General features: G+C 65.3%; 11 protein-coding genes. 9 read left to right on the plus strand and 2 right to left on the minus strand.

Features of this window, described 5'->3' with window-relative positions:
• The first annotated feature begins 5 nt into the window (after window positions 1-5).
• From LG388_RS19070 to LG388_RS19110, 9 genes are read left to right on the plus strand one after another with little or no spacing between them, the layout of a single operon-like run.
• Window positions 6-6,068 carry a tape measure protein gene (locus tag LG388_RS19070; protein WP_225784258.1) on the plus strand — a complete coding sequence of 2,021 codons (6,063 nt, stop codon included), beginning with the start codon at window positions 6-8 and terminating at the stop codon, window positions 6,066-6,068.
• Window positions 6,065-7,528: a hypothetical protein gene (locus LG388_RS19075; RefSeq protein WP_225784259.1), complete on the plus strand. Its 1,464-nt coding sequence runs from the start codon at window positions 6,065-6,067 to the stop codon at window positions 7,526-7,528. Before LG388_RS19070 ends, LG388_RS19075 begins: the two co-directional genes overlap by 4 nt.
• Window positions 7,528-8,961: a hypothetical protein gene (locus tag LG388_RS19080; RefSeq protein WP_225784260.1), complete on the plus strand. Its 1,434-nt coding sequence runs from the start codon at window positions 7,528-7,530 to the stop codon at window positions 8,959-8,961. Before LG388_RS19075 ends, LG388_RS19080 begins: the two co-directional genes overlap by 1 nt.
• The gene (locus LG388_RS19085; RefSeq protein ID WP_225784261.1) at window positions 8,958-9,779 is read left to right on the plus strand and encodes a hypothetical protein; all 822 of its coding nucleotides are present in this window, start codon (window positions 8,958-8,960) and stop codon (window positions 9,777-9,779) included. Before LG388_RS19080 ends, LG388_RS19085 begins: the two co-directional genes overlap by 4 nt.
• Window positions 9,779-11,878, plus strand: a complete 2,100-nt coding sequence (locus tag LG388_RS19090; RefSeq protein WP_225784262.1) for a hypothetical protein — start codon at window positions 9,779-9,781, stop codon at window positions 11,876-11,878. The genes LG388_RS19085 and LG388_RS19090 overlap by 1 nt, the downstream gene beginning before the upstream one ends.
• Entirely contained in the window at window positions 11,878-12,597 is a 720-nt protein-coding gene (locus LG388_RS19095; protein ID WP_304956857.1) for an SGNH/GDSL hydrolase family protein, read from the plus strand. Before LG388_RS19090 ends, LG388_RS19095 begins: the two co-directional genes overlap by 1 nt.
• Window positions 12,594-12,833 carry a hypothetical protein gene (locus LG388_RS19100; RefSeq protein ID WP_225783324.1) on the plus strand — a complete coding sequence of 80 codons (240 nt, stop codon included), beginning with the start codon at window positions 12,594-12,596 and terminating at the stop codon, window positions 12,831-12,833. The genes LG388_RS19095 and LG388_RS19100 overlap by 4 nt, the downstream gene beginning before the upstream one ends.
• Window positions 12,830-13,294, plus strand: coding sequence for a lysozyme (locus LG388_RS19105; protein ID WP_225783323.1), 465 nt, complete (start codon window positions 12,830-12,832; stop codon window positions 13,292-13,294). The genes LG388_RS19100 and LG388_RS19105 overlap by 4 nt, the downstream gene beginning before the upstream one ends.
• Entirely contained in the window at window positions 13,282-13,776 is a 495-nt protein-coding gene (locus tag LG388_RS19110) for a DUF2514 family protein (protein ID WP_225783322.1), read from the plus strand. The genes LG388_RS19105 and LG388_RS19110 overlap by 13 nt, the downstream gene beginning before the upstream one ends.
• On the opposite strand, the gene LG388_RS19115 is transcribed toward LG388_RS19110, so the two are convergent.
• Both LG388_RS19115 and LG388_RS19120 read right to left on the minus strand, forming a co-directional pair.
• The gene (locus LG388_RS19115) at window positions 13,769-14,305 is read right to left on the minus strand and encodes an HNH endonuclease signature motif containing protein (RefSeq protein WP_225784263.1); all 537 of its coding nucleotides are present in this window, start codon (window positions 14,303-14,305) and stop codon (window positions 13,769-13,771) included. The two genes, LG388_RS19110 and LG388_RS19115, sit on opposite strands and share 8 nt — an antisense overlap.
• 182 nt (window positions 14,306-14,487) lie before the next feature.
• Complete coding sequence (locus LG388_RS19120) at window positions 14,488-15,432, minus strand: hypothetical protein (RefSeq protein WP_225784264.1); 945 nt, start codon at window positions 15,430-15,432, stop codon at window positions 14,488-14,490.
• Between the last annotated feature and the right edge of the window lie 3 nt (window positions 15,433-15,435).

Here is a 15,435-nt window from a genome sequence, read left to right on the forward strand (position 1 = left end):
AGCGCATGACCGAAAACGTAGCCAACATCGGGGTCAAGGTAGACACCAGCGATGCGGACAGGGGCGTCAAGTCTCTGGAAGCGCTGGCGGCTGCTGGCCCGAAGGTCGAGCGCGCCCTTGATGGGGTTGAAGGCGCCGCGAAGAAGACCGGAAAGAGCCTTGATTCGCTCGGCGTGGGTGCGGGCAAGGGCCTTGAAGATGTTGGCAAGAAGACCAAGCCCGCATCTGACGGACTGAACAAGGTCACGGACTCTGCCAACAAGGCGACGAAGGCGACCAAAGACCTTGGCGCCATCAACATCACCGGCCTGACCCGGCTGAACACGTCCGCTGCCGAAGCGGCCACCAGCGCCAAGGCCATGGCATCGTCCATGTCCGTCGCCTCGGCCGGTATGCGCGGTATGGGCACGGCTTCTTCATCCGCAGAGCGCGGCATGCGCAGCTTTGCCTCGGCGGCAGATGCCACGGCAAACGCGCTGCGCGCTGAGGCTACGGCGCTGGGCGGTATTCGGACTTCGGTTGCCACCGTCGGGGCGGCGCACCTGGCGGCTGCGCAGCAGACGCTGGCACTCTCTGGTGCAGTGCAGGCACTGACGGTGCAGACAGCCGCGCTTGCAACCTCCAGCGCTGCGGCTGCTGCAGCCATGCAGCGATTCTCCGCGTCATCCCAGCAGTCCGCCCCCGCCATGAGGGCGACCGGAGTTGCCGCGGCTGAGACGCAGGCCAGCTTTATGGCCTTGACGCGCATCGGCATCGGCGCATTCCTGGGCAGCGCGGTGGTCCAGAGCGCCTCTGCGGCGGCGAAGTCCCTGTACGAGGCCAGCGCGGCCGGCGAGCGCCTGCGCATGACCCTGAACTTCGCGACTGGCGGGCAGGGGGCGCGGGAGCTGGCCTATGTGACCAAGCTGGCCGACGACCTTGGTCTGCAACTCGCCAGCACCGCGAAGGCCTACGCCAGCTTCTCCGCTGCCGCCAAGGGCACGGCGATTGAAGGGCAAGCGACGCGAGAAATCTTCGAGTCCATCTCGAAGGCGTCTGCCGTCATGGGGTTGTCGGCGGAACAGTCGGCTGGCGCCTTGCTGGCCCTCCAGCAGATGGTGTCCAAGGGCACCGTGCAAGCAGAAGAACTGCGCGGGCAGCTTGGTGAGCGTCTGCCTGGCGCATTCCAGGTGGCCGCCAAGGCCATGGGCGTGACGACCGCCGAGTTGGGCAAGATGCTGGAGCAGGGCCAGGTCATCGCGGACGACTTCCTGCCGAAGTTCGCGCGCGCCCTCAACGAGCATCTTGGCGGCGCGGCAGACAAGGCCGCCGATCGCCTCGATGCCGCAGTCAACAGGTTTGACAACGCCTGGGAGCGGCTGAAGCGGAGTGCGGGCGACTCTGGCGTCACCCAAGCTCTGGCCGGCGGCGTGCAGGCTGCCACCAATGACCTGAACGCCGTCAGCGAGGCCTTCGACAACGCGAAGAAGGCGGGCGACGGCATGTTCTCGGCCTTCGCGAAGGCCAGCGGCGTCGCCATCGGGCGGACCTTCTTCGACACGATCGGAGACGCGGCCAGCGTGGTGAACGGCAGCCTCAACGTGCTCTCTGGCGGCTTCCTCAAGCTGCGCACGGACGTCAGCCAGCAGATCATGCCGCGCATGCTGATGGACAGCCAAGGTGCGGCGCAGTCCCTTGATAAGGACTTGGCTGCGGCCGAGAAGTCGCTGGCAAACCTGAAGGCGCAGGGCGCGGCGACCAGCCCAAACATCTACCTGCGTAGCGCCTATGCAGACGCGCAGAGCTTGGTGGACAAGTTGCGTGAGGCTCGCGCAGCCATGGCCGCGACGGCTGGTGTTCAGTTCTCCTACGGCGACGGCGACAGCAAGGATTCGCGCATGGCACTGCTGGCACGAAACAGTGCGGTCGTATCGTCATACCTAGGCGACACCTCGCGCCAGAGCAAGGCACAGCAACAGAGCGCAGCTGAGACGAAGGCCAAGACGGAATACGAGAAGGCCTATGCAGCGGCAGTGGGCGACACCGCAAAGCAGCTCAAGGTCAAGGCTGCGTACGAGGTTGAGCTGGCCAACATTGCCGAGAAGTACAAGGACAAGGGTGGCTCAGGCGGGGGCGCCGCCGAGCTGAAGAAGCAGGCCACGGCCTACCGCGACCTCATCGGCTCCATTGCCGAGCGTATCGAGGCCGAGCGCCAGGAGCTTGCCGGGGGCGAGAAGCTGAGCGCATCTGCCAAGGCTCGGATCAAGTTCGAGCAGGACCTGAAGGAAGAAAAGTTCAAGCTGACAGAAGCCCAGCGGGCGGGCGTGGTGGCGTACATCGACGAATGGGCGGCACTGGAGAAGTCCAACGCTGCCGCGAAGGAGCGCGCCCGCATCGACGCTGAACTCGAAAAGCAGGCCGCCGCCACCGTTGATGCTGCCTGGAAGTCTGCCGACGGCATCCGCTCGGCCGCCGAGGCGCAGGAGTTTGCAAACCGCACCTTCGGCATGAGCAAGTCGTCCGTTGCCGAACTGACGCTGGAGCAGATGAAGCTGAACCTCGCGCAGTTGGACGGCAGCGATAGGGTGCTGCCGGGCTATGTGGCAGCACTTCAGGCGGCGATTGACCAGCAGCAGCGGCTGGTGCAAGGGCTCAAGATCGGCGAGCAGAACGACATCGGCGGCGCCGCCCTCAAGGAACTGCAGGACTTTCTGGACCCGACCAAGGCGGAAGACTTCGGCGATGCGCTGCGCGATGCGTTCGCGGGCGCAAGCAAGGCGCTCGGCGGTATGTCGGGCGCTGTCAACAAGGCCGTGGCGGCGATTGACCGCTATGGCAAGCGCTCCGCCCAGATCGCCAAGCAGGAGCAAAACGCGGCCACCGCGCTCGTGACTGGCCGGCAGAAGGCTTGGGAATTCCAGGACTCCATCGGCAAGATCAACGAAGAGCGCGAAAAGAACAACCAGGCTGCACTGCGTGACACGCTCGGCATCTTTGGCGACCTGACAGGGGCCGCCAAGAGCTTCTTTGAGGAGCAGTCGAGTGGTTACAAGACGCTGCAGGTCGTTTCCGCCACCTTTCACGCAGCGGAATTGGCGATGACCGTTCAGAAGCTGGTGCCGCAAGCCATCAGCGCAGTGCTGGGGCAGGGCCAGGGCGATCCCTACTCCGCCTTCGCTCGCATGGCTGCGATGGCGGCCTTTGTCGCATCCCTCGGCGTCTCCCTGGGCGGCGGTGGAGGTGGCGGCGGTGGCGGCGGCTACACCGGCATCAAGTCAGGCGGCACCGGCACTGTCCTCGGCATGGAAGGCCAGCAGTCTGAAAGCCTGGGCAACGCCATCGACATCCTGGCGGACAACAGCAAGATCGAGCTGGCCTACACGCAGAAGATGCTGTCCGAGCTGACGAAGGTGCGCGAGGGTATCCAGGGTCTGGCCGGCACCGCCTCGACGGACTTCTTCATCCGTGGCTTCGCGGGCGCGTCGTTCGGTGACGCCTTCCTCGACTCCGGCATCGGCTTCTTCCCGGGCCAGACCGTCGCCGACATCATCGAGAAGGGTGTCCAGGGGATGGGTTTCAACCTCATCTTCGACAAGGGCGCGCAGGCCATGTGGCGCAACCTCGACGAGGAGTTCACGACGGGCGTGGGTCGCGTGCTGGCGAACGTCGCCGAGACGGTTTACACGGCCGCCGATGCCCTGGGCCTGAACGACGCCGCGCTGCAGGAGCGCATGCTGTCGCTGATCCCGACGCTGGGGGACACCAGCACCTACATGCAGAACGGCATGTTCGGGATGCAGGGTGGCGGCTTGGTCAGCCTCAAGGACATGACCGGCGAGGAAATCCAGAAGGAGCTGGAGGCGATTTTCTCGGCAGTGGGCGACCAGATGGCCGCCGCTGCGCTCCCGGCTCTGCGCCCGTTCCAGGCCATCGGCGAGGGCATGTTCGAGACCCTCATCAAGGTCACGACGGGCATTGAGACGGCCGAGTACGCGCTGGAGAAGTTCGGCCTGCGTGCCATCGACTACACCGACATCGTGCGCAAGCAGGGCGACGTGGCGGTCGAGATCATGCGGCAGACCATCATGGGCGCCGAGCAAGAGCTTGCCATGTACCGCTACGGCACGGCTGGCTCCATCGTCAGCAGCATGACGCCGCAGAGTGGGTTGTCCTCGATCATCGAGACGTTCGTGGGCGACGCGAGCGAGCTGGAAGATCTGTACGCGTCGCTGCTGGACGTGCGTTCGGCCATGAAGTCGGTTGGCCTGCAGGCGCTGGACTTGTCGCGCGACATGATCCGCGGGGCTGGCGGGCTGGAAAACCTGCAGTCGGGCTTCGATTCGTACTTCGAGAACTTCTTCAGCGAGCAGGAGCAGCTGGAGGCGAAGACTGCCCGGCTGACGGAAGAATTCCAGCGCATCGGCATCGCCATGCCTGTCGGTGTTCAGGGCTTCCGCTCGCTGGTCGAGTCCATCGACACTGGCACCGAGGCCGGCCAGTACCTGACCGGCCAGCTCATGGGCGTGGCGGATGCTTTCTACGAGGTGGCTTCTGCTTCGGGCCAGGCTGCGCTGTCCCTGGCGGACATCGTTGCCGACATGGTGGGCCGTGCGAGCGACTTCCTGACGCCTGGCCAGATGCAGGCACTGTCGGTGCAGCGCATCCAGAGCACGCTGGCAGCAGGAGGCGTCAATGCCAGCTTCGAGCAGATCCTCGGCTACTCGCGCCAGCAGTTCGCCAACGACATCCAGGCGTACTACGCTGCTGGCAACGAGACGATGGTGCGCCTCATGCACTCCATCGCCGACGACTACCTGAGCATCAGTCAGTCCACCGTGGATGCTCTGCAGGCCCAGCAGCAGGAGGCCAGCCAGACCGTCAGCGCCCTGCAGGCGGACGTGGACAAGTGGACCAGCATGCGCAAGAGCGCGCAGGACCTGTCGCGCTCCATCGGTCTGAGCATCACTGGCGGGACCGGCGAGGCCGAACTGTGGGCCACCGTGAACGGCACGGGCGATCTGGACGCGCGCATCAAGGCGGCGACGGAACTCAAAGGCATCATCGAGCGCTCGGCCAGCGTGCAGATGCAGGCGTGGCAGACGGCGCTGTCGTCGGCGCAGTCCCTGCTGACCGTGGGCAAGCAACTCAAGAGCTACGTAGACAGCCTGAAGGTCGGCAGCCTGTCGGCCCTGACCCCTGCCGAGCAGATGGGTGAGGCGTTGCGGCAGTACGAAGAGACGCTGGCAAAGGCGCGGGGCGGCGACAAGGACGCTCAGGGTGCCCTGCAGAACATCGCCAACAGCTACCTGACCCTGGCGCAGAACTACAGCCCGGGCATGTACACCGCCATCTTCGACACGGTGACGAAGCAACTGGATGCCCTGGGCGGCTCGCTTGTCAGCGAGGCTCAGGCAGAGGTCAACCGCCAGCAGGCGCTCATCAGCGCGGCCGAGGCAGCGAATGGTCTGAGCGCGGAGCAGATCGCCAAGCTGACCACGCTGCAGTCGGCTGTGGACAGCATGGTTGCCACGGCGGATGTGAAGATCACGACGACGAACGCCGAGCTGGCGATTGCCAACGCCAAGCTGTCGTCTGTCGAATCGTTGCTGGCGTCGGTGAACGACGTGTGGACCTACCTGCCCGAGCAGCAGGCCGGCATGTTCGACGGCGGCGTGAACCGCATCATCGAAGCACTGGTGGGCCTTCCCAAGGAGTTCGCCCGCAACATCGCTGCCGTGGTCGGCGTGGATGTGTCCACGGTGCCGGGGTTTGCGTCGGGCGGTGTCCACTCGGGCGGGTGGCGGATCGTGGGCGAGCGCGGGCCAGAACTGGAGTTCACGGCGCCGTCGCGGATCTACAGCAACGGCCAGTCGTCGCAGATGCTGGCGCAGGCCAACGCTGAGCTGGTGGCCGAGGTGCGCGCCCTGCGGGCAGAAATGGCAGCGGTGAAGGCCGAGGTGGCTCGCAGCGGCGATAAGGCGGCGATGGCATCGCTGGAAGGCGGCCAGCGCACTGCTGCAGCAGTTGAGCGGGGCATCGAGAAGGGCGCACGCGGCAATGCCCTGGCAAAGAGGGCCGTAGCAGCATGACGGACGATGACTTCAAAGCCTGGCTGCGCTCGGGCTCGTCGCGGCGTGTCGTGCTGGTGGAGGCGCAGGCAAACACCGGCAGCGCGGAAGAGGACTTCTGGCTGTCGAATCGCCCCTATATCCGCGAGGACACCAACATCGCCTACGAAGCGTGCATCGCGGGCGGCGTGACGTTCCGCGAGGAACTTAGCCTGACGGGCGAGGCCTCTGCAGGCTTTGGCGACATCGAGCTTGAGAACGCCGACGGCTCGCGTGATGAGTGGCTGACCCATGTGTGGGCGAACCGCCCCGTGTCCGTCTACCTGGGCGACGCCCAGTGGCCGCGCGCAGACTTCCGGCTCATCTTCCAGGGCGTGGTGGCGGACATTGGCGACGGCGCAGAAACGCTCACGCTGTCCTTGCTGAACAAACTGGACCGCCTGAACAACCCGGCCATCGAGCAGACCCTCGGCGGTTCGGGCGACAACGCCGACGAGCTGATCCCTCATGTGCTGGGTGAAGTGCATGGCATGTCGCCGCTGCTCACGAGCGTAGACCAGGACTACAAGGTCCACGGCGGCGCCATCGAGCGGATCATCGAGGCCCGCGACATGGGCGATCCGACCATCGTCATCACGGAGTCCCTGGCCTCGGGCTCGTTCAGGGTGTCGGGCGGCAAGGTCAGGGGCCAGATCACAGCGGACGTGCAGGGCGCGAAGCCAGGGGGCACGTACACCAACAACATCAGCACGCTGGTGCAGCATCTTGTGACCGCCTACGGGCCGAGCGCACAGCGGTTCGATGCGGGCGATCTGGACGCGGCGCAACTGGCCGCATTCGAGACGGCCTACCCGCAGCCGGTCGGCCTGCTGATGAACGACAACACCAGCGTCCTCGCACACGCGCAGTCGCTCGCCGGGTCGGTGGGTGCGCAAGTCGTCTGCACGACCCTGGGCAAGCTGCGGCTGATCCCTCTGGCGCTCCCCGCCGTCGGCACGCCGGTTGTCGTTGGGCCTGGCGACATGGTGGCGAACACGCTGCGGCCGGCGCAACGAACCGAGGTCAAGGCGGCGTGCAGGCTGGGCTACTGCCGCAACTGGACTGTTCAGCAATCCGGGCTCGCCACGGGCTTGCCGGCGACCAGCAGTGACTTGCTCGGCACGGAATGGCTCACGGTGCAAGCCAACGACTCGGCCGTGGCCGCGAAGTACCGCCTGACTACCGAGCCGGATCAGGAGGACACGCTCCTTTTGCGCACAGTCGATGCGCAGGCCGAATGCGAGCGCCGCCGCGACCTGTGGAAGGAGCCGCATACGGTCTATCAGGCCGAGTACTACGCGCACATGCTGCTGACGGAGTTGGGTGACGCCATCACCATCGACCATCCGCGCTACGGGCTGGCTGGGGGCAAGACCGGCCTCGTGGTCAGCATTGAGCGCGACTGGCTGGCCGGCCGCGTGACTGTGGGGGTGCTCATCTGATGGCAGCCATCGTCAACGAACGCACGCTGCGCTTGCAGGCCACCGTGCCGCGCATCATCCCGGTCCTGTCCCCGGAGCTTGAGGAGACGATGGATGCGGTGCGCGGTGTCACCCTGACCGCCAGCGCGCCCATCTTCAAGTACGACGCGGCGAGCGCCGTATCGCCTGCGTCCATCACCTTCACGGCGAAGAAGGCGCTGCTGTCCAGTGCCATCACGATCTCCGTGGTGTCAGGCACTGCCACGCTGACCGGCAACACGGGCACCTCGGCGACGCTGCTGGCTGGCAACATGTCCACGGACAGTGTGACCATTCGTGCGCGGGTCACCGAGGACTCGGTGAACTACGACTCTACCGTGGTCATCAACAAGGTGCGCGACGGCGCCTCAGGCGCTGCGGGTCCTCGGGTGCCGGTGTTCATCAATGCGACGGTGTCGAATCTTGTGCGCTTTGAGGCCCGCACATCTGGGCGCGCACGATGGGCGGCAGGCACGGCCAACGAGACGAATGCGGGCGCCGTGGACCTTGCTGCCCGCGATGCCGTGTGGCAGGCGCTTGGCAATTCAGGCTCGGCGCCCAGCAACAGCCACCTGTACGTGGGCGACACGGTGACCATCACCAACAGCGCGCAGAGTGTGGTCGCCACGGGCTACTGGAATGGTGCGCTGTGGATGAACCCAGGCATGCGCATCGACACCAACCTGCTGGTCGATGGCGATGTATCCGGCAGAACCATCACGGGCGGCACTTTCACGGGCAGCACGTTCCAGACCTCGATCTCCGGCGACAGCCTCATTCGGATCTCGCCGCTTGGCTCTCCGTCGTCCAGCGCACCGGCATTTACCGTCGGCACGCTGGGCGACGGCCTGCAGATCTACAAGCAGCCCAGCGAACCCATCGTGTTCCGGATCAGCGGGGCGGGAACTATGTCGATCCCGCTGGCCAACATTTCGAACACCGGCAACGGCAACGCGTTTCGCATCCAGCAGACGGGCGGTGGGACCGCGTTTCAGATCACCTCCACGACCGTCGGCATGGGTGTGACAGCCAGCGGGTCGTCGGTGGCGGTGACCGTGAGCAACACCGGCTCAGGCGGCGGCATCAACGTCACGACTGTGAGCAATCGGGCTGTGGAGGCCGCATCGGGGAGTGCCACGGCCGTCTACGCCACTTCGACGTCGGGCACTGGCGTGGAGGCCCGGTCCACCTCGGGAGTCGCACCGGCATTGATCGCCAACAAGACGGCAGGCAATGGTCCGGCGCTACAGGTGTCGCCTTCGAGCACTGGTGCTCATGCCCGATTCGACCCGGGCTCATCTCTGCCGTCCTCTGGCCTCACTGGCGATTTCTACGTGCATTTAACCCATGGTCCATGCCTGCGGATCGGCAGTGCCTGGTATCCATTCCAACTGAGCGGGACACCTGTGACGTGAGCAATCTACGACTGATCCACGACAACGCGGCTGATAGGGCAACCATTGTCGCGTCGAGCACTGCGGGAAGTCTCGGGGTCCAGTACCTCAAGACCGACCGCAAGGGCGAGGTGCACCGCAGTGTGGGAACGTCAGTGACGTACACGCTGACGTGGCCGACCGCTGTATCCATCGGCGGGGTGGGCCTGCCCGCGACGAACCTCACTTCGGCAGGCACGGTGCGTGTGCGCGGCTATGACGCTGATGACAACCTCGTCGCAGACTCGGGCGTGAAGCCGGCCGCGCCAGGGCCGAACCTCGGCGCATGGCCGTGGATTGGTCCGCTGGGCGGGAACGCCTTTGCCTACGGCGGCGCCACCAAGTCGGCCCTGTGGTTCCTGCCTCAAATCGGCGTGCGCAAGCTTGTGCTGGACCTGGCTGACCCCAGCAATCCTGCCGGATACATCGACTGTGCGCGCATCGTTGCCGGATCGTACTGGGAGGCTCAATACAACGCTGCCTACGGCTCCACGGTGGCGGTGGTTGATACCACGACCGTTACCCGCGCCGACTCCGGCGACGCGGTCCCGGACTTGGGGACGCAGCACGATGCCATGACGCTGGACTTGTCCGTGCTCCGGCCCGATGACCGCGCACGCGTGATGCAAATCCTGCGCGGCAATGGGGTAGGGCGGCCCGTTTTTCTGTGCGTGGTCCCGTCCAACGGTGACCCGCTTCTTGTGCAGGACTGGACGATGTACGGGCGCTTGTCCAACACGTCTCTGACCTTCGCTTCCTACAACCTGCATACCGCGCAACTGCAAATCGAGGGATGGTGATGAGTGGACCTTTCTATGCCGGGATGGACTCGGCTGATGCCATCGAGAACCTGAACAAGCTGCACGACCGCGTGACCGAGCAGATCGCCGGCACGTCCACCACGTCGCTGACCATCGGCACGGGGCCGCAGTCGCTCAACGTCGGGCCTGACAAGCAATTCGCGGTCGGGCAGGTGGTCCGCATCGCCGACAACGCCGACCCCGTGAACAACTGGATGCAGGGCGCCGTCACCGGCTACGACCGGGACACGGGCGCGCTGGATGTTGAGGTGACCGACACGGGAGGCAGCGGCACGCACGCTGACTGGACCGTCTCGCTGTCTGGCGGTGTTGGCCCTGCTGGCCCTGAAGGCCCCGAGGGTCAGGCTGGGCCGGTGGGGCCGCCCAACAGCCTGTCCATCGGCACGGTGACGAGCGGCCCCAGCGCGGGGGCCACTATCACCGGGGCAGCGCCGAGCCAGACGCTGAATCTGGTGCTGCCGAAGGGGGACAAGGGAGACAAAGGCGATCCGGGTGCGGATGGTGATGACGGCGCAGCGGCGACCATCACAGTGGGGACTGTCACGACCGGCGCGCCCGGCAGCAGCGCTAGCGTGACAAATGCCGGCACGTCTGTGGCTGCGGTGCTGGACTTCGTCATTCCCCGAGGCGACAAGGGCGATAAAGGCGACAAGGGCGACACCGGGGATACGGGCGCGGCTGGCGCCGATGGCGCCGATGGCTGGGCGCCAATCCTCGCCACCGTGGCCGATGGTGCCCGCTACGTCCATCAGGTGGCGGATTGGACTGGCGGCACCGGCACCAAGCCGGCCACGGGCGACTACATCGGCCCGACCGGGCTTGTGTCCGACATCGCCTCTGCGGTCAACATCCGTGGTGCGGCGGGCGCGGGCTCTGGCGACGTGTCCGGCCCTGCCGGCGCGACTGACGGCCATGTAGCGCTGTTCGATGGTGCGACGGGCAAGCTGCTCAAGGACGGCGGCGCACTCGGCACTGCTGCTGCTGCTGACACTGCTGATTTCGCAACTGCAAGCCAAGGCGCCCTTGCGGCTACCGCAGTGCAGCCGAGCGATCTTGCAGCCGTCGCAACGTCTGGAGCCTACGCAGACCTGACGGGCAAACCCACGATCCCGGCTGCCCAGCAGCAGACGGACTGGAACGCCACGAGCGGCATCACGTCCATCGCCAACAAGCCGGCGGTCATCGCGGCGGGCGCGGACCAGGCTTCTGCGCGCGCGGCAATTGGGGCGGGCACGTCCAACCTGACCATCGGCACGACCAGCACCACGGCAAAAGCTGGGGACTATCAGCCGACGATTCCCAACCAAGCAACTGCCGAGGCCGGTACTGATAACACGCAATACATGACTCCGCTGCGGACGGCCCAGGCCATCGCTGCGCTGTCGCTGCCTGACGCTCCATCCGACGGCAAGCAGTACGCGCGCAAAGATGGGGCGTGGGACGAGATTGCCGCATCTGGCGGCGCTGTCCGCATGGTCACCGAGTACCTCACAAGCGGGACGGCCGCGACGTGGGTCGCGCCCACAAATATTGTTGGAGGGCGTGTTAGGGCGCGGTTGCAGGGGCCTGGGAGCGGCTCTGGACGCCATGCCAGCGGCAACCTATGCAATCCAGGGGGGCATGGCGGCTACTGCGAATCCGTGGTCGATGTCACGCCCGGAGCTGGATATACATATACGGTCGGCGTCGGGGGAGTCAGTGCGTCTGCGGCGGATGCAACGGGTGCCGCCGGAACCAATACAACGATGTTCGGGATGGTTGCCGGGACGGGGACCACCACGTATGCCACCATGCCCGTTAACGGGGCGACATTCACAAACGGAGGGATTGCCACTGGAGGACAGATCAACATTCCAGGTGGCGACTACACATGGAGAGGCGCACCTGATTTCGTCATTTACTCGGTGCCTCCAAAGTTTGGCGGACATCCTCAAGTTGGGGTCATTGCCGTAAGCCAGCAAATCATTCCCTCCGGCTACGGAACTGGTGGAGTGAGCTATGGAGGCTCGGCAGGCAATCGATACAACGGTAGACCGGGTGTAATCATCCTCGAATACCTTGTCGCGGGGGATGCTTGATGCTTACTCTGCTCCTGACCCGCCGCCTGTGGCTCCTGGCCGCTGCTGCCCTTGCTGCCTGCGGCGGGGGTGGCGGATCGCCGGGCTTCTTGCCAGTGCTGCCCGTCCCCGCACCTGAGCCTGCGCCACCCCCAGCGCCCGAGCCACGCGAGATCGTCTACGCGCACTACGGCGACAGCCTGACCAGCGGCGGCACCGTGCCGCGTCTGCAGGCCCACATGCCCGGCACGGTGCACCTGGACCGCAGCTACGGCGGCAGCCACGCGCGTTACGTCATCGACGGCATTGAGCCGTGGGCCAGCGAGCCCTTCGCGCAAGCCATCCAGCGCGACGGCGCCGACTGGATCGTGCTGCGCTTCGGCGGCGCCGAGGCTCTGGCCGGCATGGCGCCGGCCGAGACTGCGGCTGACATTGACGTGCTCGTCGGCATCGCCCTGGCGGCGGGCAAGCGTGTTGCAGTCGTCGGCGCGTTCGACGTGCCGCTCAGCGAGACCGTCACGCCCGAGATCAGGGCCGTCTACCTCGACATCGACCAGCGCATGCGAGCGCTCGCGGCATCGCGCGGCGTGCCTTACATCGACGTGCTGGGCGTGCCCATTGCCGCCGATGAAATGCACGACCCGATCCACCCCGGGCCGGCGGCACAGGAGCGCGTGGCAGTGGAGATCGCCGAGCGGCTGGCCGAAATCATCAAGCAACTGCCGGAGGACGGCCAATGACACCAGAGAAACACGACATTGCAGTGGAGTCCGTCAAGGCCGCCCCCGCAGTAGCCGGAGCCGTCGCAGCATCCCTCACGCTGAATGAGTGGGTGGCCGTTGCCACCGGCATCTACATCGTTGTCCAGATCGCCTACCTGATCCGCAAGTGGTGGCGCGAAGAAACGGACTGGGGCGCGAAGTTCAAGCGCGGCACAGACTTTGCGCCGCTCGACACGCGGGAGGCTGACGAATGACCCCCAAGCAGCGCCTCATTGCGGCTGTCGGCGCTGGCGTCGTGGCACTGGCCGTGCCTGTAGTGACGCACTTCGAGGGCACCATCCTGCGCACCTACCGCGACCCCATCGGGATCATCACGGCCTGCACCGGCCACACCGGGCCGGAACTGCGCATGGGCCAGACCTACACCCGCGAGCAGTGCGAGGACATGCTGTACCGCGACTTGCTCAAGCACGCGGATGATCTGGATTGCATCAAGGCGCCGCTGACGGACAGCCAGAAGGCCGCGATGCTGTCCTTCGCCTTCAACGTCGGTCGGAAACAAATGTGCGCCAGCACGCTGGTCCGGAAAGCAAATGCCGGTGCGCAGGTGCTGGACTGGTGCGGCGAGCTGCGGCGCTGGACCTACGCGGGAGGCCGTGAGTTGCCCGGCCTCGTGCGGCGCCGGCAAGCGGAGTATGCGCTGTGCATCTCGTGAGCTTGCTCGACCTGCGCCTCTGGCTCGCCGCAGCCCTGGCCGCCGCGCTGCTGTGGGGCGGCGTGGAGCGCATGCGGGGCAATGACGCGAGGACGGCGCTGGCCGAGTTCCGGCTGACCGCTGAGAAAGCGCGTGCGGAGGCAGAGGCCCGCCAGCGCGAGATCGAACAGCAGCGCACGCAAGCCGTGCAGGAGGTGGCAACCCATGCCCAAGAGCAAATCAACGCCCTGGAGCGCGATCTGGCTGATTCCCGTGGTGCTGCTGACCGCCTGCGTGTCGCCGCCGCCAGTGCCGCCCGTCGAGCCTGCCCGCGTCCCGCCGCTCCCGCCCCAAGCGCGGGTGAGCCTGATCCCCTGGCCGTGCTCATCGACGTGCTCGGCGCAGTGGGCGAGCGAGCAGCAATCTATGCAGAGGCGGCTGACCGAGCCCGAATAGCCGGACTGGCGTGTGAAGCAGCCTTCGATTCGTTGATGCCTAGATAGTGCATCCTGCGTGATGCAGCCGCTTCGCCGCGATATATGCCTGCGAGGCCATTTCTGCTGTTTCAAAGTACCCAAGGTGCTTGGTCTTCCCTTGGATTCGAATGTTTGCGCTGTATGCGCGCTCGCGCTTCCTCTTGTTGCAGAAGACGCCCATTGGCATCTTCTGCCCCCGAGAGACTGAGTAGACGTTTTGCTGATTGACAACGCGACGCACATCTCTCAGGTTTTGCATCCTGTTGTCGGTGCGGATCCCATTGATGTGGTCAATCTCATGCTCCGGCCATTCGTCATGGACGTAGAGCCATGCAAGCCGGTGTGCCCAATGCGCTCGGTCAAAAACTCCAATTGACACGTATCCGTTGGATATGCCTCCGGCAGTCTGCCCAGCATACCTGCCGTTCCATGCCGCACATGCGCGCAGGTCGCGGAACATGGAGAGCGGGCGTTTCATCCATGTGAATATTCCAGTGCTCGCGTCGTAGTGAAGAAGCTCGCGCAGACGCGCGGCGGTAAGATCATGGGTAGCCATGAGACGGTACTTTCGTCGATTGGTTAGAGCCCGCATGGTGTGCAACCACCTTGCGGGCTCGCCTATTTTCTACTGGTGTTCTGTACAGCGCAAGGCCTACGACTCGCTGACGCGATGAGCGGCAGGTAGCCGCCGTGCGGGTGGGCGGCGCGGCGCAGGATGTAGAGGGTGCAGAACATGGCTCAGATGCGGGCTGCGATCTGCTCTGCCGACTCTCTGTAATAGTTCTCCATCAGCGTCTTCAAGTTCTTGTGACGGCTGATGCGGGCCAGGGTCATGACGTCCATCCGTCTTGAAAGCATGGTCAGGGCGAAAGCGCGCGCGTCGTGGAATGTCAGGCCGTCGATGAGAAGTTCGTCGGTCATGTCTGAGAACGTGGCGCTTGCCGTGCCTGGAGCAATGCTGAACGGGCCGTACTTGGCGAACAGGGCCGCCCCCTTTCTTGCGAGCGGTATCTTCACCGGCGCCGAGGCCTTGCCACTCGACTTGTCGCGCTCCAGAACAGCGATTTTCCCCACGACCTCCGCCCTCAGGATTTCGCCCAGGCGCATGCCGGTGTGGAGGGCGATGTGGAACGCGTGAATCGTCTGTATCTCCCGGGCGTTTCGGTTCTTTGCCCGGAGGACTCGCTTGATGAGCTTCCACGTCCAAACCTGATGCCGTGGTGGGTTGTGCTCAGGCATCCGCACGCCATCGCAGGGGTTCTTTTCGATCACCTTCCAGTCTTCGGCCGCGAGTCGGAAGAGGCTGCGGAGCACGCTGAAATGCCGGATCACCGTAGATCCGCTGACCGTCTTCAAGCGGTCATCTCGCCATTCACCAAGGCGCACGCTGGAGATTGAGGCGATGGGAGTGTTCTCACCCAGGAATTCCATCGCCTCCAGCAGTCGGCGCTCCTCCCAGGCGGCCGCCCCCGGCGCCTTGTCCCTGGCGGCTGTGGCAAGGTACTTGGCCGAGGCCTGACCGAGAGTCAGGCCGCCAGACCCTTTCAGGGCGTCAAGCTCCAGTTCAGTGTCCCTGGCCCACTTCTGCGCATCCCGCTTGGTGTCGAACACCTTGCTTTTTCGGATGCCATGCTTCTGGACTTCGGCCCTCCAGCCGTCTCGGAACTTTCGGATGTGGGCCATGTG

The organism is Xenophilus sp. Marseille-Q4582 (assembly GCF_916700565.1).
GTDB lineage: Bacteria > Pseudomonadota > Gammaproteobacteria > Burkholderiales > Burkholderiaceae_C > Xenophilus.

What these genes read in the sequence shown, in the direction of transcription:
- LG388_RS19090 (WP_225784262.1), top strand. Translation starts at nt 9,779, where the DNA reads ATGAGTGGACCTTTCTATGCCGGGATGGACTCGGCTGATGCCATCGAG.
- LG388_RS19115 (WP_225784263.1), bottom strand. Translation starts at nt 14,305, where the DNA reads ATGGCTACCCATGATCTTACCGCCGCGCGTCTGCGCGAGCTTCTTCAC.
- LG388_RS19070 (WP_225784258.1), top strand. Translation starts at nt 6, where the DNA reads ATGACCGAAAACGTAGCCAACATCGGGGTCAAGGTAGACACCAGCGAT.
- LG388_RS19105 (WP_225783323.1), top strand. Translation starts at nt 12,830, where the DNA reads ATGACCCCCAAGCAGCGCCTCATTGCGGCTGTCGGCGCTGGCGTCGTG.
- LG388_RS19080 (WP_225784260.1), top strand. Translation starts at nt 7,528, where the DNA reads ATGGCAGCCATCGTCAACGAACGCACGCTGCGCTTGCAGGCCACCGTG.
- LG388_RS19095 (WP_304956857.1), top strand. Translation starts at nt 11,878, where the DNA reads ATGCTTACTCTGCTCCTGACCCGCCGCCTGTGGCTCCTGGCCGCTGCT.
- LG388_RS19075 (WP_225784259.1), top strand. Translation starts at nt 6,065, where the DNA reads ATGACGGACGATGACTTCAAAGCCTGGCTGCGCTCGGGCTCGTCGCGG.
- LG388_RS19120 (WP_225784264.1), bottom strand. Translation starts at nt 15,432, where the DNA reads ATGGCCCACATCCGAAAGTTCCGAGACGGCTGGAGGGCCGAAGTCCAG.
- LG388_RS19100 (WP_225783324.1), top strand. Translation starts at nt 12,594, where the DNA reads ATGACACCAGAGAAACACGACATTGCAGTGGAGTCCGTCAAGGCCGCC.